This window comes from Brevibacillus sp. FSL L8-0520 (assembly GCF_037963895.1).
Lineage (GTDB): Bacteria > Bacillota > Bacilli > Brevibacillales > Brevibacillaceae > Brevibacillus > Brevibacillus borstelensis.
In genome coordinates this window covers 983,243-1,004,273 of sequence record NZ_CP150171.1, presented here as the reverse complement: position 1 = coordinate 1,004,273, position 21,031 = coordinate 983,243, and the positions used below count along the sequence as shown (strand labels likewise).

Here is a 21,031-nt window from a genome sequence, read left to right as displayed (position 1 = left end):
TTCTACTAGCTATATGGGAAAAGAGGTGTAAAAATCCCTGTTTATGTTTTCTTCTTCCCCAGACGGGAGAGGATTGCTCTACCCCGCTCCTTGATGGCATCGTCCTTTACGTGAAGCTCCCGGCGCTTCAGCATGCCGTTTTTTGACGTGTCGGGCCGGCCTTCACGCTGATTTTTTTCCTCGGTCATCAGCTGTACTTGCCTCCGCCTTTTTTCTCATACTCTTCCAGGAGCTCGCCAAAGCTTTTGTTTCGCTCCCGCTCCTCTTGCTCACGCCGCTTCCGTTCGGCGGCTGCCTGCTCCGCTTTTTCCAGTTCTTCCTTCATCTGGCGCTCCAACTGCTTCAATTTTCCAAGCGCGTCGTCACTCAACATTTCCTTTACGTTCACACCGTTTTTTTCAGGGGTTTCCGCCTTGGCGAATTTCGGCGCCTGGCGTTCTTGCTTGCGCTGTTTCTTTGCCATACATACGTGCTCCTTTCACAATGCTATGATCGAATCTGCCCGATTGGGCCATACTAAGCCCATGTGACAATAGAGGAGGGCAGACAATGGTACGAAACAAAGCTAAGGATTTCGGGAAAACTGCCGAGATTCGCGGTCCCAAAGCCCAGTCGGAGGCCGTTCGTTCTGATGGCTCCATCAATAGTGAACCACAAGAGAGACTAAAAGAAAACCGGTAACTCCACCAAGGAGGGCACCTGCATGGCTGATCATACTTCCAAAGAGGTAAAAGACGTGTCCCTTGACGGCACGCTCCCCCATCAAATCAGCTCCCCCGACTACAAGGACTCTTCCCGCACCATGCAAAAGCCATTTGTAAACGAGCACGGTGTGGTCATCGGGGACAGCTACTACAACTCCGAGGATTCTCCGCTCAACCAGTGGAGCACAGACACGGACCCATCCGTCATGGCTGGGGACGGCTGGGTCCATCCGACCAACGACATCGGGTGGAACACGACGGAGAACAGGGAGCTGCTTGAGGACGTTCCGCCCAATAGGGCCCGATTCATGCACCCGACACTGGATGTAAGCAAAGGAAAAGATTAGGAATTCGTTTGAAGCTGTCCAAACGTGGACCAAAGAAAACGCCGCCACCACCAGCGGCGTTTTTCCCTTTTTCCAGGCGGAAATTGGCGGAACCGCGTTTTCTAATGGTAAACTAGACGGATAGACAGATGTTTGAGAGGAGTCGCGTCATGAGTATTCACCTGCAAATTCAACCGGCATTCGCCCTCGCCTATCAGCAATACGCCGACTTTCGTCCCGGAGACACGCTTCGGCTGTACGTACGCACCGGAGGCCCGGGAACAGGAGGCCTGTTTTTCGCGATTGAAAAGGACGAGGTCGAGCCAGGCGACGCTGTTTTCGAAGTAGAAGGGATGCGGTTCGTCATTCGCCCGAACGATTTTTGGTATTTTGACGGCGGCGAGCTGCGCTACGACAGAAGATACGGGGAGTACGGCTTCTCCTTTGTCAACCCTCGTCTGCTGGACGAATAGGAAACTTTCCGCTGCTCTGTACGTATGAAAAGGATGATCGGCACTTTGCTTATCCTCCTTTTTGCACATGCACGTTTTTCCCGGAGGGCAGCTTTGAAAACCGTACAGGAGGAAATGGCATGAATAAAACCAGGTCGGCGCTGCTGGCCATCGGCGCTTTTCTCTTGACCAACCTCAAGTGGGTATTGGGTTTGTTGAAATTCTCCAAATTTGGAACCACGCTTTTGTCGATGGCTCTCAGCCTCGGCGCTTATGCGATGTTTTACGGCTGGAAGTTTGCCGCTGCGCTGGTCTACCTCATCTTTGTCCATGAGATGGGCCATGTGATTGCCGCGAGACAAAAAGGAATTGCTACCTCACCGGCCGTCTTTATTCCGTTTGCCGGTGCCTTTATTGCGATGAAGGATCATCCGCGGGACGCGAGCACCGAAGCGTATCTGGCCTACGGCGGGCCGTTGGCAGGCATGCTAGCCTTTCTTCCCGCTCTGCCGCTGTACTGGTGGACACAGGATCCGTTTTGGGCATTGGTGATTTATTTGGGGGCGCTGTTGAACCTGTTCAACCTGCTTCCGGTCTCCCCGCTGGACGGCGGACGCATCGTCTCCGTCTTGTCGACAAAAATCTGGCTGATCGGACTGATCGGACTGGGAGCCATGCTGTTTGCAAGACCGGGACCGATCATGGTCTTTATCTTTATCCTCGGCCTGGTTACCTGGTGGAACCGCGCCCGGGAAGGGTATAAAAAACAGGTGCTGGCATACGAAAAAGAGAAGCTCCACACCCTGCTGGAGACGATGGCCGGCTGGCCGCAGCTTGAATCGACATGGGAAACGCGGGAAAGCCTGAACGCCAAACATCTGGAGGCTGCTAAAAAGAAAGCACCGGAAGGCTTTGCCATTCCCTTTTTGCAGGACGAAAAACGGTTTGCCAAGGATCGGGTACGCCTGGACAAATTGTTCGCGGAACAAACCTGGGAGCTGTTCCGCAAATGGGAGCGGGAACCGATGGAATTCTACGACTACGAACGGACGCAGCCTGTTCCCTCCCGCCTGCTGACCGAGGCCGAAAAACAGGCCCGGGAACGGATTGCCCAGATCGATGAGCTCCTGCACCGTCTGACGACCTATTACGAGGCACCCGCTTCTACCAAGTGGAAGGTACTGGCCGCCTATCTCGGATTGGCAGCCGTTCTGTCGGTCTTTTTCGTTTACGCGCAGCAGCTGCTTCAAATTCGATGAGGCTAAAGAACTCTGTTTTGACCTCTCTGGCCACCCCAGCGCTCAAAAACGTGTGAGCCGGACACCCTACTGCCGTTTTTCGGTCGGAATGAGGGTGAATTGCTCACAATGGACGGAAATCGCCTTTGAGCAAAAAGGGAAAAGGCTGTACCATAGTAGTATACATTCAAAATAATTCCAGAGAGGATGACTTCTTGCTTGGACAGTATTCCGATAGTGCTTAACCTGCTGCTTGTATTGTTTCTGGTTGTGTTGAATGGCTTTTTCGTAGCCGCCGAATTCGCACTCGTCAAAGTACGGCAGACACGCTTGACTCAGCTCGTAAACGAGGGGAACAAGCGAGCCGCTTTTGCCCAGAAGGTTACACAAAAGCTGGACGCGTACTTGTCTGCCTGTCAGGTAGGGATTACGCTCGCATCGCTTGGTCTCGGATGGGTGGGTGAACCCGCGATCGCTCACATGATCGTGGAGCCGCTGCTCGGTTCGTACCAGCTGCCTTCCTACCTTGTGTCGACGATTTCCTTCGGCGTGGCGTTTGCGATCATCACCTTCCTGCACATCGTGCTCGGTGAGCTCGCTCCGAAATCACTCGCTATTCAAAAAGCAGAAACAACTTCGCTGTGGGTTGCTGCACCATTGATGCTTTTCTATAAATTGCTTTACCCGGCTATTTGGGTGCTGAACGGAACCGCCAACAGACTGCTCAAATGGGTAGGCCTGGAACCGGTATCCGAACATGAAGCGGCCCATACGGAAGAAGAGATTCGCTTGCTGGTCAACCAGAGCCACCAGAGCGGCCATATCGATCAGACAGAATTGTCGCTCGTGGAGCACGTATTTGATTTTTCGGAAACCCTCGCACGGGAGATCATGATCCCCCGGATCGATATGGTGTGTCTATATACGACGAATACGTTTGAAGAAAACCTGGAGATTATCAGCACGGAGCGTCACACCCGCTTCCCTGTGGCCGCAGAGGACAAGGACAATCTGATCGGTTTCGTGCATGCGACCGACTTTTACTTGTCTGCCCTGCAGGATGAAACCGCTCGTCTGGAGGATATGCTTCGTCCCTTGCTGACTGTTCCCGAATCGATGGAAATCAGCCATGTGCTCCGTCTGATGCAGAAAAAACGTTCGCAGATGGCGATCGTCATCGATGAATACGGTGGCACTGCCGGCCTGTTGACGATGGAGGACATTTTGGAGGAAATCGTCGGCGACATTCAAGACGAATTCGATACCGACGAACGCCCTGAGCTTGAGAAGCTGGAAAACGGCCTGTCTGTCGCAGGCAAAATGCTCCTGAGCGAACTCAATGACCACTTGCCGTTTGAGCTCGTTTCCGAAGACGTCGATACTGTCGGAGGATGGCTCTACAGCCAGTTGGAAGAGGATATCGCCGTCGGAGCGTCCGTCGAGCTTGAGGATCACGTGTTCACAGTCGCTCAAATGGATAACCACCGCGTCACCCGGGTCACGATCAAACAACTGGTCCGCCCGCAGGCCGAAAAACAGGAAGAACCGGAAATGAGCGCTGTGTAACAGCGACCACGATATGGTTCAATCGCGTTACCATATAAAATAAGTGCCAATCATTCAACATTGCTGAAAAAGCCGACGCCTCCTCTGGGGCTGTCGGCTTTTTCTCTGTCTTTCCGTATATTCTGTCTCTCTTTTTCCGGGACCACGCAATGACCGTGCACCCGCGATGGATTCATGCCTTTCAGCCAACAAAAAACGAGGGGAGCTCCTTCGTCCTCAGCCGAAAGTCGGTTCGTCAAAGTTGATTCTCCGCGTCGCTACAATCCGTACGCCTTCCGCTGATTTCAAGACGCTCGGTCCCTCCGGAAACACTTCGTCCAGCAGGGTCTCCGCCTCCTGGGCGTACTGCTCGCGAGCGACTTCGGCGATCTCTACTGTTTTCTTGCGCTTCCATGTCACATCCGTCTCGTCTGGACCAAACGGGTGTCCTGTCAATGTCAATCGCATGGTTTTACCTCTTTTGCGTGGATGGTTGTTGGCTAGCATACAATTCCACCCCCCTCTCCAGAAATACATTGAATGTATCAAGAAGTGGCTTATTCACTGTCGTAAACTGTTCGAGAAAGTGATCGTACTCGGACTCGGCTATCTGCGTGTGTGTTACGAGATGGAACGTGATCACGTATGTTTTCGCAATGGGGATGGAGATGATGTACTCGTATTCGCCAAGCAGACCAAACTGTCCCTTGCAGCCCATCACTGACTCATTGGACAAAAATGCGGCTACCATCCAGTTCTGGTTCTGCGGGAAAAGTTCATTGTGATCCAGGCGAAAGCGGTGGTCTTCATCGACGTCCCGGGCGTGACCGATCTGAACAAGCTCACGGCCGACCAGGGAAAACAGCGTGGCTGCCGAAGGACTGAACGTCTCCGGGATGTGACAGGAGCCGAGCATTTTATCCAGAATCCGGTTGACATGATTTCTCGTCTCCACGGTATGCTTGCTGTACTTAATCAGTGAATACAAAAAGTGCAATTGTGCCTCTAGTCTCTCTTTTCTTTCAATAATATCACGAATCTCTTGCCTGCGTCCCCATTTTTTGATAATCCGGGCCAGCTCGCCCGTGAAAACGCCCAGCGCGGCAGAAAGATTCCCGTCATCCCGGTCGGCCTCGTAGTCTCCTGCCTGGATGCCGAACAGATCGGTGGGAATGCGGAACATCGTCATCCCGCGAGGCTTTACAAAAAAGGCCCGGTTCGGTCCCAGCTTGCCCATGGACAGCCCGAGCTCAAACAATACATTATCGCGAGCCGTTGTCCACTCCTCTCCGCGCAGACGAACCTGATCGTCGGGGGAAAAGACAAACACGGCAAAATCGGTTGATTCCAAATGTTCCAGCAGACTGGCAAGCGCCGTTTGGTTCAGGGCAAATACGCCCTGTGACCAGAGTGTAACCTGTGCAACGTATGAGAGATTGGCCTGGATCGCTTGCGCCAGAGATAACCCCTCGACCGAGGAGCCGACAAATACCCGCGGTTTTGCACTAGGGCTCATGGTTTTGTACCCCCATCATTTGATTCCATGTCCGTACGCCTATGTTTGCCGTCTCTCTATGTATATTAGCAGACCATCCAGATTCATCCAACAAATTTTCCGGTCCGAGCATATTTTGTTGGCGGAGACAAAACAGACGTTTCAACTTGCTGATTTGGAGGATAACTCCTGTTGGGAGCTGTGCGTGCCGGACGGCGGCCTCGATCACCCCTTTCGTTTTTGTTGAAATGAAAAGAAGCGCATGATATGATACATGTAATTTACTGATATGGAGTTGAAAAGAATGTAATTTTTCTTGCTTATGAAATGAAAACAATAAAGCGAATCATGTTTCGCATCAGGTTGCAGACAAACTCCCTCGCTGAACGAACAGCAGAGGGAGTTTGTTTAATAATTTGATGAAAATACCGAAGGTGTTTTGATCGTTCACCTTTTGGCGACCTGATTTCCATAGCCAGGTCGCCATTTTTTTCAAGTTCATGGCAGCGAAAACAAGCATCGCCTGCATCGTGACCTTCTCCAGTCCTCGTAAGGTCGTCCAACGCATGCCATGCTTTTCCTTCATATCAGCGAATACACGTTCAATCGTTTCTTTCCGTTTGCTATAGATTTGTTTGTTTTCCTCGGTATGCCGGAGGTGGTCTACCTCTTCGAGGTAATCAGCCCAGATGTGGCGACTCACTCTCTTTGTGTAGTCTTTACTTTCCGTGCATTGTTTCAAGAACGGACAACTTCGGCAAACTTGAGAATTTGATCGATAGATACGGTACCCATCCTTGTTTGTTGTCTCATATGTTAAGATTTGCTCGTTCGGGCAGATGTAGCAGTCGAAATATTCATCATACACATATTCGTGCTTTTTAAAAAAACCTTCTTTGGTGCGTGGTCTTGTGTAGGGCATAACGGGGCGAATCTGGTCATCAAGGAGTGTTTTACTGATGTAAGGCGTCTTGTATCCCGAGTCCACTGCCACAGCTTGAGGCTGTGCAAACGTCTTTCGCACTTGATTCAAAACATCCTCAAAAACCTGACTGTCATGCACATTGCCTGGCGTTACCTTGGCACCAAGCACAAATCCATTTCGATCACATGCTGTATGAAAACTATAAGCAAATACACGTTCCTTTTCCCCTTTTACAAACAATCCGCAATCCGGGTCAGTTGTGCTGACTTTCACCTCCTTCTTCGAAGTTTCTGTCTTTTTTTCAAGGGGCTTCTTTCCATGTGCAATACGATCCTGATTGATTTCTTCGTCCAGCAGCTCTTGATATTTCTTCGCTTGTTCTTCAACGATTTCTTTCACGTATTTATGCTTATTCGCACTGGCTTTTACATGCGTAGCATCAATGAAAAGCACATCAGGCTTCACGAATCCATGATGAACCGCCTCCTCCAATATTCGAAGGAAGATCGACTCGAAGAGTTGAGTATCCCGAAAACGGCGAACATAGTTCTTGCCTAGGGTCGTGAAATGGGGAATGGGCTGACTGAAATCATAGCCAATAAACCACCGATAGGCAACATTGGTTTCGATCTCTTTAATCGTTTGTCGCATGGAACGAATTCCAAAAATATATTGGATGAAAGCAATTTTAACTAAGACTACAGGGTCAACACTGGGTCTGCCATTGTCATGACAGTAGAGGCTTTCCACCAAGTCATAGATGAACGAAAAGTCGATTGCATTTTCAATTTTTCTTACGAGATGATCTTCTGGCACCAACTCATCTAGCGAGAATGCAGATATCTGATAACGCCCTTCGGCCTCTTGCTTATTAAGCATAATGCCACCTCTAAAAAATAACTTTTGAAAACGTAACATGTTCTATATTCAACAAAAAAGCCTGCAGACCCTGTTCCTTACGGAACTTTGTCTACAGGCTGAAGCGAATCATGTTTCGCATGTTTTATTTCGTATGTGCAAGAAAGTTACGATATCTTTTCACTCAAATCATATATCCTCATCCGACTCCGAAGCGGGTTGGATTTGCTGTATGTTTTTTGAGCTGCAAGAAGGTAACTTTCTTGCGGCTTTTCTATTTTCCATACAGGGGGATATGTTCATGTCATTGATCAAAGTGGCAAACCTGACGTTTGCCCATGACGGCAGCTTCGATCACATATTTGAAAACGTAAGCTTCCAGATCGATACCGATTGGAAATTGGGATTTACGGGAAGAAACGGCAGAGGCAAGACGACCTTTCTCAACTTGCTGCTCGGAAAATATGAATACAGCGGAACCATTTCCGCCGCTGTCAGCTTTGAATACTTTCCTTTCCACGTCGACAACAAGGAACATCATACGCTCGATGTCATCAACGAGATGATTCCCGACTATCAGAACTGGCAGCTCATGCGCGAGCTTTCACTTTTGCAGGTTTCAGAGGATGTATTGTACCGGCCCTTTGCCACATTGTCCAACGGGGAACAGACGAAGGTGCTATTGGCTGCTCTGTTTCTCAAGGAAAACAGCTTTTTGCTGATTGATGAACCAACCAACCATCTGGACATGGCTGCAAGAAAACTGGTCAGCGACTATTTGGGTACAAAGAGCGGTTTTATTCTGGTGTCCCACGACCGGGCATTTCTCGATAACTGCGTGGATCACATCCTTTCCATCAACAAGACTAACATCGATATTCAAAAAGGCAACTTCTCCGATTGGTGGGAAAATAAAAAGAGACAGGATCACTTTGAGCTTGCAGAAAACGAAAAGCTGAAAAAAGACATCAAGCGCTTGTCCGACGCCGCCAGACGAACGAGCATCTGGTCCCATGAAGTGGAAAAGACGAAAAACGGCACTAGGAATTCCGGTTCAAAGGTGGATAAAGGGTATATCGGCCACAAGGCAGCCAAAATGATGAAACGCTCAAAAGCAATTGAGCAGAGGCAGCAAGCTGCGATCGAGGAAAGGAGCAGGCTCCTGAAAAATATCGAGACCGCAGACAGCTTGAAAATAACGCAGCTGCCCTATCATAAAAACCAGCTTGCCGAGCTCAAAGACGTTTCGATATACTATGGCAAAAAGCTGGTGTGCAGCGATGTCAGCTTTACGATTGAGCAAGGGGAGCGAATTGCCCTGTCAGGCAAGAACGGCTCCGGCAAAACAAGCATTCTCAAACTGCTTTGCGGCGAGAACATCGACTATACGGGGACGTTCAACAAGGGAAGCCAGTTGAAAATCTCCTATGTTTCCCAGGATACCTCGCATTTGCAGGGCAATTTAAAGGACTATGCCCGAATGAACGGGATAGACGAAAGCTTGTTTAAATCCCTGCTGCGAAAGCTTGATTTTTCCCGGGATCAATTTGAAAAGGATATGGCAGCCTTCAGCGGCGGCCAAAAGAAGAAAGTGCTGATCGCCAAAAGCCTTTCCGAGAACGTCCATTTGCACATTTGGGATGAGCCGCTTAATTTTATCGACGTCATCTCCCGCATGCAAATCGAGGAGCTGCTGCTTGAATACGCGCCCACCATTCTGTTTGTGGAGCACGACAGTGAATTTTGCAAAACAATAGCGACGAAGACGATTGAACTTTGACCAAATAGACGGCTTGTCTTCAAAAAACAGGCGGCGGAAACGAGCATCGCTCAGCTTCCAGCCGCCTGCGGCATTTTTCTTTCAAACGTTGATACTAGAATAGCAAAAATCCGAGGCTGATGATGGCTCCTGTGACGAAGAGCATCATCAGACAATAACCCATAATATCCCTTGCCCCGAGTCCTGCCAGAGCGAGGACGGGCAGCGCCCAGAACGGCTGGATCAGGTTGGTCCATGCATCGCCCCAGGCGATGGCCATGGCTACCTTGGCATGCGATACGCCCAGCTCCGTCGCTACGGGCATCATGATCGGCCCTTGTACAGCCCACTGGCCGCCGCCCGAAGGAATAAACACGTTCAGTAGACCGGCGCTCCAGAAGGTAAAGAGCGGGAACGTGGTCGGAGTCGAAATGCTGATGAACCATTGGGAAATGCTTGCAGCCAGTCCCGAAGCGGTCATCATCCCGATAATGCCGGCGTAAAACGGAAACTGCACGACAATCCCGGTCGTGGTCTTGATCGCCTCTCCCATCGCATCGAGGAATTTGCGCGGCGTCCCGTGCAGGAAAATTCCCAGGAACAAAAAGGCGAGGCTGACGATGTCGAGATTGAGCTTGAAGCCCTTTTCCACAAAATAAGAGATCAGATACACAAAGCCGATGGCCGAAATCAGATAGGAAATGATGCGGCTGTTCTCCATCTTTACTGCCGGGCTGTTTTCATCCGCTGCCGGAGCGGCAGTGGCAGCCGTTTCCTCACGCCCCAGGTCTGCGCCCTTGAAGACGATTCTGTCCTTCTCGGCTGGCAGCATCAGTCGGTTGACCAGCGGCAAAATCACCATGATCGCGATTACAATGGTCAGGTTCATCGCGGAAAACATCGTTTCGGACGTAGGAATGACGCCGATCACATCCTGAAGGCTGTGCTTTTCCGTCGCTACCGTGAGCGGAACCGAGCCGGCAAGGCCGCCATGCCAGACGACAAATCCGCCGTATGCGCTGGCTACCAGCAGGCGGTAGTCGACTTTCTCCACACGCTTGGCGATCTCGCGGGCCAACAGAGCGCTGACGACAAGTCCGAAGCCCCAGTTGATCCAGTTGGCGATACAGGAAACCAGCGTGACGAGAACAATCGCCCGTCCCGGAGTCTGGGCCATGGAAGCGACTGCCCGCAGGCCCTTTTTGCAAATGTCTGTCTCGGCCAGTGTATGTCCGGTGACCAGAATCAGCACCATCTGCATGGTGAAGCTGAGCAGTCCCCAGAAGCCGTCTCCCCAGAAGCTGACCATTTCCAGAGGCGATTTTCCGTTGACGACAATACCTGCCACAAAAACGAGAAAAGTAAGAATGACCGCGAATAAAAAGGCGTCAGGCAAATAACGCTGCACCATCCGGACGGAGGCGTTGGTCAACGCTTGAAACACAAGGCATTCTCCTCTCCAAAAAAGATTGATGACTTCTTTGTCAGGAGAATGCAACTGGCGTGCCAGTCTTTTCAGAGAGCCAACCCCACGCCATGTATGCGCTTTCATAAAGCATCTGACATCGAACTGGCTACTTTTTGCGCACTTCGCCTCCATTTTGCACACCGTCTGTCCCGTTCAATCCGTACATCTCCAGCTTGTACAACAGCGCCCGTCTGGAAATCCCCAGCCGTTTCGCCGTTTGCAGCTTGTTTCCCCCCTCCTTTTGCAGCGCTCTGACAATCGCCTCCCGCTCTACCTCCTGGATAATTTCCCGCATCGTCCGATCCTCCCAACGGAGCATGCTCCCCATCCTGCCCGTCTCTGCCGTTTCTGTTTCCTGCAAAGGACCCTCGACGTGCTCAGGCAAAATAGCGGAGCCGCCCGCGATGACCAATGCCCGCTCAATCGTATTCTCCAATTGGCGGACATTGCCCGGCCAATGATAGGACAGCAGCGACTCCATCGCAGCCTTTGACAGATAGCACGGCCCCTTGCCCATCTCCCGCCCGTATTTGGCTAAAAAGTGCTCAGCAAGCAGCGGTATATCTTCTTTTCGCTCCCGCAGCGGAGGCATGTGGATCGGAACGACATTCAGCCGGTAGTACAAATCCTCACGAAACAGCCCCTGGCGGATACGCTCCTGCAAATCGCGATTGGTCGCAGCAATAATTCTCACATCTACGGATACCGGCTCTATGCCGCCCAGCCTGACGAAGGTGCGCTCCTGGAGCACTCTGAGCAGTTTTACCTGCAGGCTTGGACTGAGCTCGCCGACCTCATCCAGAAACAGCGTCCCTCCATCCGCCAGCTCGACCATGCCCGGCTTCTGCCCCGTCGCTCCTGTAAAAGCGCCGCGCTCGTACCCAAACAGCTCGCTCTCCAGCAAATTTTCCGGAATCGCGCCGCAATTGACGGCGATCAGCGGCTTTCCTGCCCGGGGACTGTTGCTGTGAATCGCTCGGGCAATCAGCTCTTTTCCTGTGCCGCTCTCGCCCTGGATCAGGACCGTCGACTTTGTCATACTCACCCGTCCGACCAGTTTGTATACCTCTTGCATGGCCGGGCTGAGACCGACCAGACCGGGGCCCTCCCACGGCTCGTCGAGAGATGCCTCGCTCAGCCGGTTGGCCTGGTCGCTTTCCCGCTGGCGGAGCGCCTGTGCCACTACTTGTTTGACCCGTCCAAGATCGAACGGCTTTTGCACGTAGTCGAATGCGCCCAGCTTGATCGCTTCCATCACGTCCTTGGCCGAGCCGTAGGCCGTCATCATCACTACGCTGGGACAAGCGTCTTCCATCTGCTGCATGTCTCTGAGCCGCCGCAAAGTCTCCATTCCGTCCTGCTCCGGCATGCGCAAATCGAGCAGCATGACTTCAGGGCGGAAGTCTTTCAAAAGCTCCAGCGCTTCTCTTCCGCTGGATGCTTCTTTCGTCTCATATCCCACCTTCCGAAGCGCCGTGGTCAGCGCTTTTCGGACATTGATTTCGTCATCGACCAGCAGCACTCGTTTTTTCATCGCAATGCCTCCTCCTTATTGGCGGGCAGCACCACAGTGAACTGCACGCCCATGTCCACATTGCGGGCGAAAATTTGCCCGCCGTACGCCTGCACGATCCGTTGCGATATGGCAAGGCCGAGCCCGGTTCCCGACTTTTTGGTCGTAAAAAACGGCTCAAACACGGTCAACAGATGCTCTTCCGCGATAGGCGGTCCTTCGTTGGTGATCTGAATGCAAACATGTCCATCCACTGCCTCTGTCTCCACCAGCAGCAGTCCCCCGTCCCTCAATGCTTGCAGGGCATTGATCAAAATATTGAGAAATACCTGCTTGAGCAGCTCGGGTGAAGCCAGAACAGTTGCAGGCGCATCCCGATACACCTTTTGCAAGAAGACTCCTTGGCTGACGGCGCGGCGCTCGATGAGCAGCAGCGTCTGATCGAGCACCTCTCCGACACGCGAGGGCACATGATGCTCTTCATTGGGCCGGGAAAAGAGCAGCAGCTCATCGGCAAACCGATTCAGCCGTTCCACCTCGTCGACGATGATCCCCGTGTATTCCCGACTGTCATGCCCGGCAGGCAGCTCCTCCTCGATGATTTGCGCAAAAGCCTTGATCGAGGTGAGCGGGTTGCGGACTTCATGGGCAATGCTGGCCGCCAGCTCCCCGATCACCGCCAGCCTTTTGGCCTGAGCCAGACTCGACTCCATCCGTTTCCATTCGGTTCGGTCATCCATCACAATGATCGCGCCAAGCACCTGCTCCATCGGACTCTTCCAGATAAACGTGCCGATTTTTACGAACAGTCTGGCTCTGCCCGCGCCCCGAGGGCTCCATTCCGCATCCCGTGTCGTTTTTCCCTCGCCAAGCGCATCGGACAGCGCTTTCAAAATCTCCTCTTCTCCGCGAAACACATCCTCGTAGTCCCGGCCCATCGCCTGTTCCAGACTGACCCCTGTAATGCGGGTCGCCGCTTCATTCCATGCCGTGACGCGGCCGCGGTGGTCCAGTGCGATGACACCGCTCTCCATGCTGTGAATGATCGTTTCCGTATGGCTGCGGCTCGCCTGCAGGTCGCCTGCCATTTTGTTGATCGCCTCGAATATCTCGCCCGGTTCGCCCTTCGCCGGTTTCATCCGAAAGGAAAGGTCGAGACTGAGCCGCCGCAAGCCTTCTTTGATTTCCTGCAAAATGATCTCGCCTCTGTGTATCATCAGTCCGCTGGCTACGGCTGCAATCACACAGCCAATCCCTACGATGGAGTAGATGCCTTGGCGCATTCCGGCGAGCTGTATATCAATGCTTTGCATCAGTTCATTTGCCCATGCGTAGCCGATCACCTCTCCGTTCCGTTCGATCGGATACATCGCATTCATAATTTCGCCGCGCACCTGCGGACCGACGACAACATCGGCTGACCGCCGGCTCATCACCTGTCTTCCCGGATGATCCGGCGCGATGGGCATGCCCACATGCTGGCCCATTTCCCGGCTGGGGCCGTATGTAATGATCGCGTCCAGCCGCCTCGCATAATAGCCGACACCGATGCCCGGATGAGCGGTTGCGATCTGATCGGTTAGCTGCTCAAGCTTCCGGTTCAGCGCTGCGATCTGCTGCTCGCGCGAGGCGTTCTGCAGCCCCTCTTCACGCAATACGTTTTCAAAATCTTGCGACAGGGCAAAATCAAGCTGCTCTGTGATCGCCAGCAGCTTTTTCTCCTTCTCCTGCAAGAGCGCCTGCTCCGCCGCTTTCAACAGCACAACTCCTGTCACGATGATGGGCAGAACGGTAACGGCGATGACGGACACGATAAAGCGGATGCGGTACACATATGACTTCACAATAACCTTCCCGTCCCTCTCTTTTTGTCCCTCTCTATGGTATTCTATCATACAGAAGTTTCGAGAACGTTTTGCAAGGAAAGGAGCAACAGCCATGACACATGTCCTATTTGTTTGCCTGGGCAACATCTGCCGCTCTCCGATGGCCGAAGCCGTTTTTCGCCATATGGTCGCGTCGGAAGGGATGAGCAGCCAGATCTCCATCGACTCGGCGGGTATCGGGGGCTGGCACGCAGGCGAGCCACCCCACAGCGGTACGCGCAAGGTCTTGTCCGGAAAAGGAATCGCCCACGAAAGCCTGAAAGCTCGGCAGATCACCCAAGACGACTTTTCCACCTTTGACTACATCGTCTGCATGGATGAAGAAAATCTGGCGGCTCTAAAGCGGATGGCCCCTCCAGGAGTGCACGTCCACCGCTTGATGGACTTTGCCGCACACTTGCCGGAGAGAGACGTCGAGGACCCGTATTATACCGGACGGTTTGAGTACGTATATCAGCTAGTGGAAGCTGGATGCCGGGGGTTATTGGAGGAAATCAAAAAGAGCGAATCCCCGGCTAGATGAGAGATTTCACTTGGCATAGGTATCGCTTCTTGTCTATAATCATGTGGTAAATCCTGTAACTTCAAGGCTGTTTTTCGGGAGTGGAGTGTTACAGATGAAAAGAGTCTTTTTGGAAGCTGCTTTTTTTCTGGCGCTGCCTCTCCTCGTGTGGTCTTACGGCAGGCCTGTCCTCGGGGACTACAGTGCGATTCTCTTGTCAGGGCTGCCAGGCTTTTGCTATGGCCTTTACGTGCTGTTCAAAGACCGGCGCTTCACGTTTACGGGTGTCTTTTTGCTCGCGACACTGCTTATCCCCCGTTTCCTCGACCTACTTTCCGATTCCCCTGAATGGCTGCTGCGGAACAATATATACACCGATGCAGCACTCGGCCTGTTCTTTTTTCTGTCGATTGCAGTAAAAAGAACCCGCCGCTATGCTCTTTTCTGTTGATGTCGCTGCTTCCATGGGCTATCCCGTTCAGAGCAGCCTGCGGTTATTTCGACACCCGGAGGCATATCGCTGGTTTTTGTTGCTTACCTTCCTTATGGGACTACCGGTCTTTGTCAAAGCCGGGATCCGGGCGCTGCTCATCAGCCGGTTCGGCATCGAGGGCTACGGCGTGTACCTATCGGCGCTATCCCTCGGAAGCTGGCTGACCTACGGCATCATCTTGGCCGCTTACGGATACATTTTCCGCAAGCATATCTATCCATTGGCTGAACGGCTGGAGAAGGAAGGCTACTTCAGCGGCTAACCCCGTCATTTCTTCCTCTGAAACACCATCTAAAACAACGTCCAGGTCTTGAGCTCCAGACATCACATTTACGAGCGGCTTCAGATTGCGAAATGCCTCCATGTAACGGATTAAATCTGTACCCTGTGTCAGTAAAAGGAATGCGTACTGCTTCTTTCTCCCGATCATATCAGGACCGGCAGTGCATATATTGATCCAATACGGGCTCCTGGCCTTTTTTGATCTTTTCCATCTCTTCCATCGAGGAGATCAAGCTGTCAGCCTGTCATACATGACCTCACCGCCTTCCTCAATGCACAAGTAAAATTGTATGATATTTTCCCTATGCACGAACATAATGGACGTCATTTTCCAAGTATTGCAACTGGAACGAAAATCTGTTAGAATTAAACAATCTTACAGGAACGGAGGGTTACGTGTGTTAGACCATTTTTCCCGCTTGCGAACTTTGCGCCACTAAAAAATCATAGTGCTCAAAGGCTCTGCCTGTGTGCAGGGTAATCGGGATTGGTCTGCCTATTTTTCGTAACCTAATCTAACTAAGTTGCAAAATGAGATGGCCTTGCAGCCTCCTCTTTGTACTCATTGTTTCTACACGCATGATCGAATAATTGAACAATTCCAGGTTTTGGTCTTGAAGGCCGTGTCCTCATCGCTTTTTTGCACCTCGCATCGCAGTAGGGATGGTGTGGACGTCAGAGGAATCGTGCCTGTCAACATACCGCACTTGTCGGTGGTTACTGTTCATTTCATTTGATCTCGGCCAATCAGTCAGCCGTCAGGAGTGTTTTTCGCTTTCCGTAAACAAGCGACTCCTCCTGCAGCTGTCCCATCCCTTCCGATTATCCCAAACACAGGCAGCAGCAGCCTGTGTTTTTTCGTTTTGGCGCAGTTCTCGGGCAGCCAAGAGAGCAAGTTTTACTGCCAGACAAGAGCAAAATAAAAGGAGGACTCGCCCTTATGAACCCCATTCAACCAACAAATCATGAAACAGTTGTCGCTGATATGCTGCGTATCGCCAAAAACAACGGTCTTCGGATTGATCCGAGTCGCGTAGAGATCAATGAGTCCGGCATGGACTTTCAAGTCGCATTCGTAACCGATGAAGACGGCAAGCCTTGGGTTTTACGCAAGCCAAGACGGCCCGACGTAATGGACAGAGCGGATAATGAATACAAGGTTCTGCAGCTACTCCAACGTCATCTGGCTGTTGCCGTTCCTAACTGGCGTGTATACACGTCTGAGCTGATCGCCTATCCGTTGCTGGAGGGAACTCCCGCTGCAACGGTAGATCCGGTGTCCAATGGATACGCTTGGAAAATGGAGCACGACCCGCTGCCCGCCGCTTTTGTCAGCTCTCTGGCCCAGGCACTCGCCACCCTGCATGGGGTTGACCATGATCTGGCGGCTTCTGCCGGTATCCGCGTGAAGAGTCCAGCCGAAGCACGAGAGACCTTCGCTAAAAATATGGATGACATCAAGCGCAAGATCGGAGTGTCTGATACGCTGTGGGACAGGTGGCAAAGATGGATAGCTGACGATAGCTACTGGCCTCAGCATTCCGTGCTGGTTCATGGCGACCTGCACCCGCCGCACATTCTGATAAACGAGGGTAATCAGGTGACGGGACTTCTGGATTGGACAGAAGCAGAAGTAACGAACCCCGGAACGGATTTCACCATTTATTACGCGCTGTTTGGAGAAAGCGGACTTGATGTCTTGTTGAACCAGTACCAGGCTTTTGGCGGCCGAGTGTGGCCCCGCATGCGCGAGCATATCGCCGAGCAATGGGCCGCCTATCCGGTGCTGATCGGCATGTTCGCCTTGCACACGGGCAAAGAAGAACACATGGAGATGGCTCAGAGAGCGCTTGGTCTGCTCGAACAAAAACAAGAGTAACCTCACTCGAGAGAGAAGCTCTTTCCAGATTGGTACTGAAGACAAAGAGGATTATAAACAAAGAGACAAAGACCGTTCCCTGCGATCTTTGTCTCTTTCTCTTTTGTGTCAACCTCTTTTGTACCAAAATCTTTTGTGCCAAGGCAGAATCTCTTCAGCCAAACCCCTGGCCCTTTGCTTATATCGCCACGGTTTCGCTTCCGGCAAATACGCTCAGCCAGCTGCTCGTTCTCCCGACCAGCCGCTGGTAGGCGTCTTGCGCCGAAAAAGTATGATCCCCCCGTACGATAATCTCCGTCTCGCAGTGTCCGCTCTTGCGGAGACGAAATTCGCGTTCATAGTGAAAGAGAGAGTCCAGCGGGATGACTTCGTCCCTGTTTCCGTGAAGCAGCAGGACATCGCCGTCAAATTGACCCGCTTGCTGCAACGGGTCGTAGGCATGGAGCGACTGGAAGAATGTCTCCTGCAAGGAGTACCCCCGGTGATCGGTCCGGCCGTATTGCACAGCCTCCTCGTACCCTTGCTCGCCCACAATCCGCACAATATCCTCAAACGGACGCGGGACAGGGGCCCAGAGGATCAAGCCGTCGATGTTCTGCTCCAATGAAGCCGTAATGACAGAAACGGCTCCGCCCAAACTGTGTCCCAGCAGAATAACTCTGCGGGCAGCACGGCCCTGCTCACGGCAGCGTACATAAGCAAGCACCTCACGAGTCTGTCTGACCAAAAGCTCCAGTCCTCCGGCACCGTAATCTCCTTCGCTTTCCCCGCATCCGCCGTAGTCAAATCGGACCACTGTCAGACCAGACACTGCCAGATCGCGGGCCGCTTTGACGAAGAGCCGGTCCACCCCAATCCGGTTGCCCACAAATCCGTGACATATCAACAATGTTGTATCAGCAAGGCTGTCGTCTTTCCGTACCAGCTCAGGCTCATGAATAGTGGCAGCCAGCTCATATTGGTCAAAAGGAATCCGAACCGACCGTTCTACATATCTCACCTGAACTCCCCCTCTTTATTAAAAGTATTCCGATTAATTTACTTTGTTATACATCTGTATTATTCCTTTTTCCTCTTTGATTGTCAAGGCTTCCTGCCTGGTCAGCCAAGCCCTTCAAGAAAAAAGAACAGCGGCGAAAAACCGCTGTCCTTTAGCCAGTTGGTCTTTTGTTTTCATCTACTCGGTCGCCGGCGGAGGGCTGCTCTTTGGCGGCGATGCCAGATCACGCAGGATCGCCACCTCTACGCGCCTGTTTTTCGCTCTTCCCTCCGGTGTCGCATTGGATGCCACCGGATGGTACTCGCCCATCCCCGTCGCGCTGAACTTGGACGGGTCCAAATTGCTGTTTTCGAGCAGGACCTTCAAAAAGTTGACGGAGCGCTTCACGCTGAGATCCCAGTTGGACGGAAATTCGGCACGATGGATCGGAACGTTGTCCGTATGGCCGGTAACCGTCACCTTTTTCGGATGCGGCACCAGCATGGAAGCCATCTCTGCGGCCAATTTGCGGGCCTCCGGCTTGAGGTCTGCTTTTCCGGAATCGAACAGGGCATTGTCCAAAATCGTAATCAGCAGGCCTTCGTCCGTCAGCTGAGTCTGCAGCTTGTCTCCCAGATTGTTTGCCTTGATGTAGTCTTCCATGCGCTGCTGAAGCTTCTTCAGATCCTCCGTCTCTTTGCGGATGGCCTCTTCCATCTTCTTTTCTTCCTCGGTCTTTTCCTTGTCATCCGTCTCCTTGCCCATATGCAAGGTCTGCTGGGGCAGCGACGGGTCGAGCGGCACGGGGCTCGGCTGGTTAAACACGCCGATCCCGCCATTCAGCGCCACATCAAAGGAACGAACCATTTGGTCGAATTTTTTCGCGTCCATCTTGCTGGAGGCAAACAATACGATAAACAGGGCCAGCAGCAAGGTCAGCAGGTCCGCGTAAGGAATCAGCCAGGATTCATCCATGTGCTCTTCATGATTGCCGTGACGTTTGGAATGCTTAGCCATTTACTGCGGCCTCCTCCTCCTTCTTCTCCTCCTTCACTGCTGCACGTTCCTGCAAAGGAATGTAGACAAGGAGCTTCTGCTCGATAGCCGCAGGGGAAACACCCGCTTGAATGGAAAGGAGTCCTTCCACCATAATTTTTTTGATCTCGATCTCGCGCTTGGATTTGCGCTTCAGCTTGGTCGCGAACGGGTGCCACAAAACGTACCCGGTGAAAATCCCCAGCAGCGTCGCCACGAATGCCGCCGCAATCGACACGCCGAGAGCATCGATATCGCTCAGGTTCCCCAGGGCGGCGATCAAGCCGACTACCGCACCCAATACCCCGAGCGTCGGCGCGTAGCTTCCCGCCTGGCTGAAGATCAGTGCGCCGGACTGGTGCCGCTCTTCGATGGCGTAAATCTCTTCATTCAAGACGTCCCGGACAAACTCCGGCTCTCCGCCGTCGATGATCATTTTCATGCCGTTTTTCAGAAACGGGTCCTCGATCTCGTCCGAGGTGTTTTCCAGCGCCAGCAGGCCTTCGCGGCGAGCGATGGAAGCCCAGTTCATAAACTGGTCGATCAGCTCCCGCTTGGACGGCAGCTTCTGTTCGGTGAACAAAATTTTGAAGAGTGCAGGAATCCGTTTGATTTCCGAAAGGGGAAACGCGTTCATCAGAGCCGCAACCGTACCGACGATAATAATCATGAAGGCTGCCGGATTCAGCAAGGCACTCGGACTCGCGTGTTTCAAGATCATCCCGACGACAACTGCAATAATCCCTAATACAATACCGAGCAAGGTCGATTTTTCCATTGTGACACTCCCTAACTACCGTGTTCGAAAAATATCTCTATATATGGTTTCGGTAATTCTGCCGTCGGTTGTGAGAGAAAGTTGCGGAAAATCGGGACAGTTTTGTGAAAAACCTCATCCAAACCATCTGATCAGGCAAATCATCACGAGCAGTCCGACGATAAAGGAAAAGGTAGCGGAGCGCTCATGGCCGTCTCCGTGGCTTTCGGGAATCAGTTCCTTGTACACGATAAACAGCATCGCTCCGGCCGCAAACGCCAGTCCGTAAGACACCAATCCCTCTACGAAGGACGTCAGGTAATACCCGGCAAACGAAGACACAATCTCGACTGATCCCGTCAGAGTCGCGAGCAAAAAGGCTTTAAAGCGGCTGACCCGCTGATTGATCAAAAACAAGGCTACGAGGAAGCCCTCCGGCGCATTCTGGACGCCGATGGCAAAGGCGATCAGGCCGCCCAAGCCGCTCTGTTCGGATGAATAACTGACGCCGACGGAGAGTCCCTCCGGAATGTTATGCAGCGTAATGGCCGACAAAATGAGCAATGACTGCGAGTCCATCGAGATATTCGCCCGCGTGTGTTCGAGATCGATGTGCGGAATGACGCTCTCAAGCAGCGTCAAGAGGATGGTTCCCGTCAACACCCCGAGACAGACGACGATCAAGCGTTCATTTGCCAATGCCTGCGGGATCAGGCTGAACGTAGAAGCAGCCATCATGATTCCGGCTGTAAACGCCAATAAAATATCCCGCCAGCGATGGGTAACCTGTTTAAAGAAAAGAATGGGAAGAGCGCCTGCTCCCGTTGCCAATGCAGATAATAAACTGCCCACTACCAGTTGTTCCATGAATATACCCCCAGGGCCGAGTACGATGATTCCAACATCATATCACGGATGCACAAGTCCGTGGAAAA

At 52.3% G+C, this 21,031-nt stretch carries 22 protein-coding genes; 10 read left to right on the top strand and 12 right to left on the bottom strand.

Going from position 1 to position 21,031, the window contains the following annotated elements:
* Positions 1-41: 41 nt before the first annotated feature.
* Both NSQ24_RS05225 and NSQ24_RS05220 read right to left on the bottom strand, forming a co-directional pair.
* On the bottom strand, positions 42-188 hold the full coding sequence (locus NSQ24_RS05225; RefSeq protein WP_339167366.1) for a hypothetical protein: 147 nt from the start codon (positions 186-188) through the stop codon (positions 42-44).
* Positions 188-463 (bottom strand): YqkE family protein, encoded by a 276-nt coding sequence (locus NSQ24_RS05220; RefSeq protein WP_003391016.1) that lies wholly within the window; start codon positions 461-463, stop codon positions 188-190. The genes NSQ24_RS05225 and NSQ24_RS05220 overlap by 1 nt, the downstream gene beginning before the upstream one ends.
* An 86-nt stretch (positions 464-549) precedes the next feature.
* Between NSQ24_RS05220 and sspK the strand changes: the two genes are divergently transcribed.
* The 5 genes from sspK to NSQ24_RS05195 all read left to right on the top strand — a co-directional run bounded on the left by sspK (position 550) and on the right by NSQ24_RS05195 (position 4,286).
* Positions 550-681: a small acid-soluble spore protein K gene (sspK, locus tag NSQ24_RS05215; protein ID WP_003391014.1), complete on the top strand. Its 132-nt coding sequence runs from the start codon at positions 550-552 to the stop codon at positions 679-681.
* Positions 682-703: 22 nt separating this feature from the next.
* Positions 704-1,051 (top strand): DUF3905 domain-containing protein, encoded by a 348-nt coding sequence (locus tag NSQ24_RS05210; protein ID WP_003391012.1) that lies wholly within the window; start codon positions 704-706, stop codon positions 1,049-1,051.
* Between the two features lie 149 nt (positions 1,052-1,200).
* Positions 1,201-1,503 (top strand): iron-sulfur cluster biosynthesis family protein, encoded by a 303-nt coding sequence (locus tag NSQ24_RS05205; RefSeq protein ID WP_003391010.1) that lies wholly within the window; start codon positions 1,201-1,203, stop codon positions 1,501-1,503.
* Between the two features lie 119 nt (positions 1,504-1,622).
* Positions 1,623-2,741 carry a site-2 protease family protein gene (locus NSQ24_RS05200; protein WP_031932121.1) on the top strand — a complete coding sequence of 373 codons (1,119 nt, stop codon included), beginning with the start codon at positions 1,623-1,625 and terminating at the stop codon, positions 2,739-2,741.
* 198 nt (positions 2,742-2,939) lie between these two features.
* Entirely contained in the window at positions 2,940-4,286 is a 1,347-nt protein-coding gene (locus NSQ24_RS05195) for a hemolysin family protein (RefSeq protein ID WP_003391007.1), read from the top strand.
* A gap of 216 nt (positions 4,287-4,502) precedes the next feature.
* On the opposite strand, the gene NSQ24_RS05190 is transcribed toward NSQ24_RS05195, so the two are convergent.
* The 3 genes from NSQ24_RS05190 to NSQ24_RS05180 form a co-directional block, all read right to left on the bottom strand.
* Positions 4,503-4,733, bottom strand: a complete 231-nt coding sequence (locus tag NSQ24_RS05190; RefSeq protein ID WP_003391004.1) for a hypothetical protein — start codon at positions 4,731-4,733, stop codon at positions 4,503-4,505.
* 4 nt (positions 4,734-4,737) lie between these two features.
* Positions 4,738-5,781: a nucleotide-binding protein gene (locus NSQ24_RS05185; protein WP_339167365.1), complete on the bottom strand. Its 1,044-nt coding sequence runs from the start codon at positions 5,779-5,781 to the stop codon at positions 4,738-4,740.
* A 337-nt stretch (positions 5,782-6,118) separates the two neighbouring features.
* Positions 6,119-7,564 carry an IS1182 family transposase gene (locus NSQ24_RS05180; protein WP_024985259.1) on the bottom strand — a complete coding sequence of 482 codons (1,446 nt, stop codon included), beginning with the start codon at positions 7,562-7,564 and terminating at the stop codon, positions 6,119-6,121.
* Between the two features lie 280 nt (positions 7,565-7,844).
* Between NSQ24_RS05180 and NSQ24_RS05175 the strand changes: the two genes are divergently transcribed.
* Complete coding sequence (locus tag NSQ24_RS05175) at positions 7,845-9,323, top strand: Lsa family ABC-F type ribosomal protection protein (protein WP_003391000.1); 1,479 nt, start codon at positions 7,845-7,847, stop codon at positions 9,321-9,323.
* Between the two features lie 94 nt (positions 9,324-9,417).
* Here the strand turns inward: NSQ24_RS05175 and NSQ24_RS05170 are convergent, their stop codons facing one another.
* The 3 genes from NSQ24_RS05170 to atoS all read right to left on the bottom strand — a co-directional run bounded on the left by NSQ24_RS05170 (position 9,418) and on the right by atoS (position 14,127).
* Positions 9,418-10,746, bottom strand: coding sequence for a short-chain fatty acid transporter (locus NSQ24_RS05170; RefSeq protein WP_003390998.1), 1,329 nt, complete (start codon positions 10,744-10,746; stop codon positions 9,418-9,420).
* Positions 10,747-10,876: 130 nt separating this feature from the next.
* The gene (locus NSQ24_RS05165; RefSeq protein ID WP_003390996.1) at positions 10,877-12,304 is read right to left on the bottom strand and encodes a sigma 54-interacting transcriptional regulator; all 1,428 of its coding nucleotides are present in this window, start codon (positions 12,302-12,304) and stop codon (positions 10,877-10,879) included.
* Positions 12,301-14,127 carry a two-component system sensor histidine kinase AtoS gene (gene atoS / locus NSQ24_RS05160; protein ID WP_031932119.1) on the bottom strand — a complete coding sequence of 609 codons (1,827 nt, stop codon included), beginning with the start codon at positions 14,125-14,127 and terminating at the stop codon, positions 12,301-12,303. Before atoS ends, NSQ24_RS05165 begins: the two co-directional genes overlap by 4 nt.
* Before the next feature lie 94 nt (positions 14,128-14,221).
* Between atoS and NSQ24_RS05155 the strand changes: the two genes are divergently transcribed.
* From NSQ24_RS05155 to NSQ24_RS05140, 4 genes are all read left to right on the top strand, one after another.
* Positions 14,222-14,692, top strand: a complete 471-nt coding sequence (locus NSQ24_RS05155) for a low molecular weight protein-tyrosine-phosphatase (protein ID WP_003390993.1) — start codon at positions 14,222-14,224, stop codon at positions 14,690-14,692.
* 94 nt (positions 14,693-14,786) lie between these two features.
* Complete coding sequence (locus NSQ24_RS05150; protein WP_122958445.1) at positions 14,787-15,122, top strand: VC0807 family protein; 336 nt, start codon at positions 14,787-14,789, stop codon at positions 15,120-15,122.
* Positions 15,106-15,426: a hypothetical protein gene (locus NSQ24_RS05145; protein WP_024985389.1), complete on the top strand. Its 321-nt coding sequence runs from the start codon at positions 15,106-15,108 to the stop codon at positions 15,424-15,426. The genes NSQ24_RS05150 and NSQ24_RS05145 overlap by 17 nt, the downstream gene beginning before the upstream one ends.
* A gap of 960 nt (positions 15,427-16,386) precedes the next feature.
* Positions 16,387-17,325 carry a macrolide 2'-phosphotransferase gene (locus NSQ24_RS05140; protein WP_279041784.1) on the top strand — a complete coding sequence of 313 codons (939 nt, stop codon included), beginning with the start codon at positions 16,387-16,389 and terminating at the stop codon, positions 17,323-17,325.
* Between the two features lie 178 nt (positions 17,326-17,503).
* Here NSQ24_RS05140 and NSQ24_RS05135 read toward each other — a convergent pair whose 3' ends face one another.
* The 4 genes from NSQ24_RS05135 to NSQ24_RS05120 all read right to left on the bottom strand — a co-directional run bounded on the left by NSQ24_RS05135 (position 17,504) and on the right by NSQ24_RS05120 (position 20,963).
* On the bottom strand, positions 17,504-18,325 hold the full coding sequence (locus NSQ24_RS05135; protein ID WP_051925403.1) for an alpha/beta fold hydrolase: 822 nt from the start codon (positions 18,323-18,325) through the stop codon (positions 17,504-17,506).
* Between the two features lie 177 nt (positions 18,326-18,502).
* Positions 18,503-19,321: a flagellar motor protein MotB gene (gene motB / locus NSQ24_RS05130; protein ID WP_003390984.1), complete on the bottom strand. Its 819-nt coding sequence runs from the start codon at positions 19,319-19,321 to the stop codon at positions 18,503-18,505.
* A complete protein-coding gene (motA, locus tag NSQ24_RS05125; protein WP_003390981.1) occupies positions 19,314-20,117 on the bottom strand; it encodes a flagellar motor stator protein MotA in 804 nt (267 codons plus the stop codon). The genes motB and motA overlap by 8 nt, the downstream gene beginning before the upstream one ends.
* Before the next feature lie 114 nt (positions 20,118-20,231).
* The gene (locus tag NSQ24_RS05120) at positions 20,232-20,963 is read right to left on the bottom strand and encodes a ZIP family metal transporter (RefSeq protein WP_003390979.1); all 732 of its coding nucleotides are present in this window, start codon (positions 20,961-20,963) and stop codon (positions 20,232-20,234) included.
* Positions 20,964-21,031 lie beyond the last annotated feature (68 nt).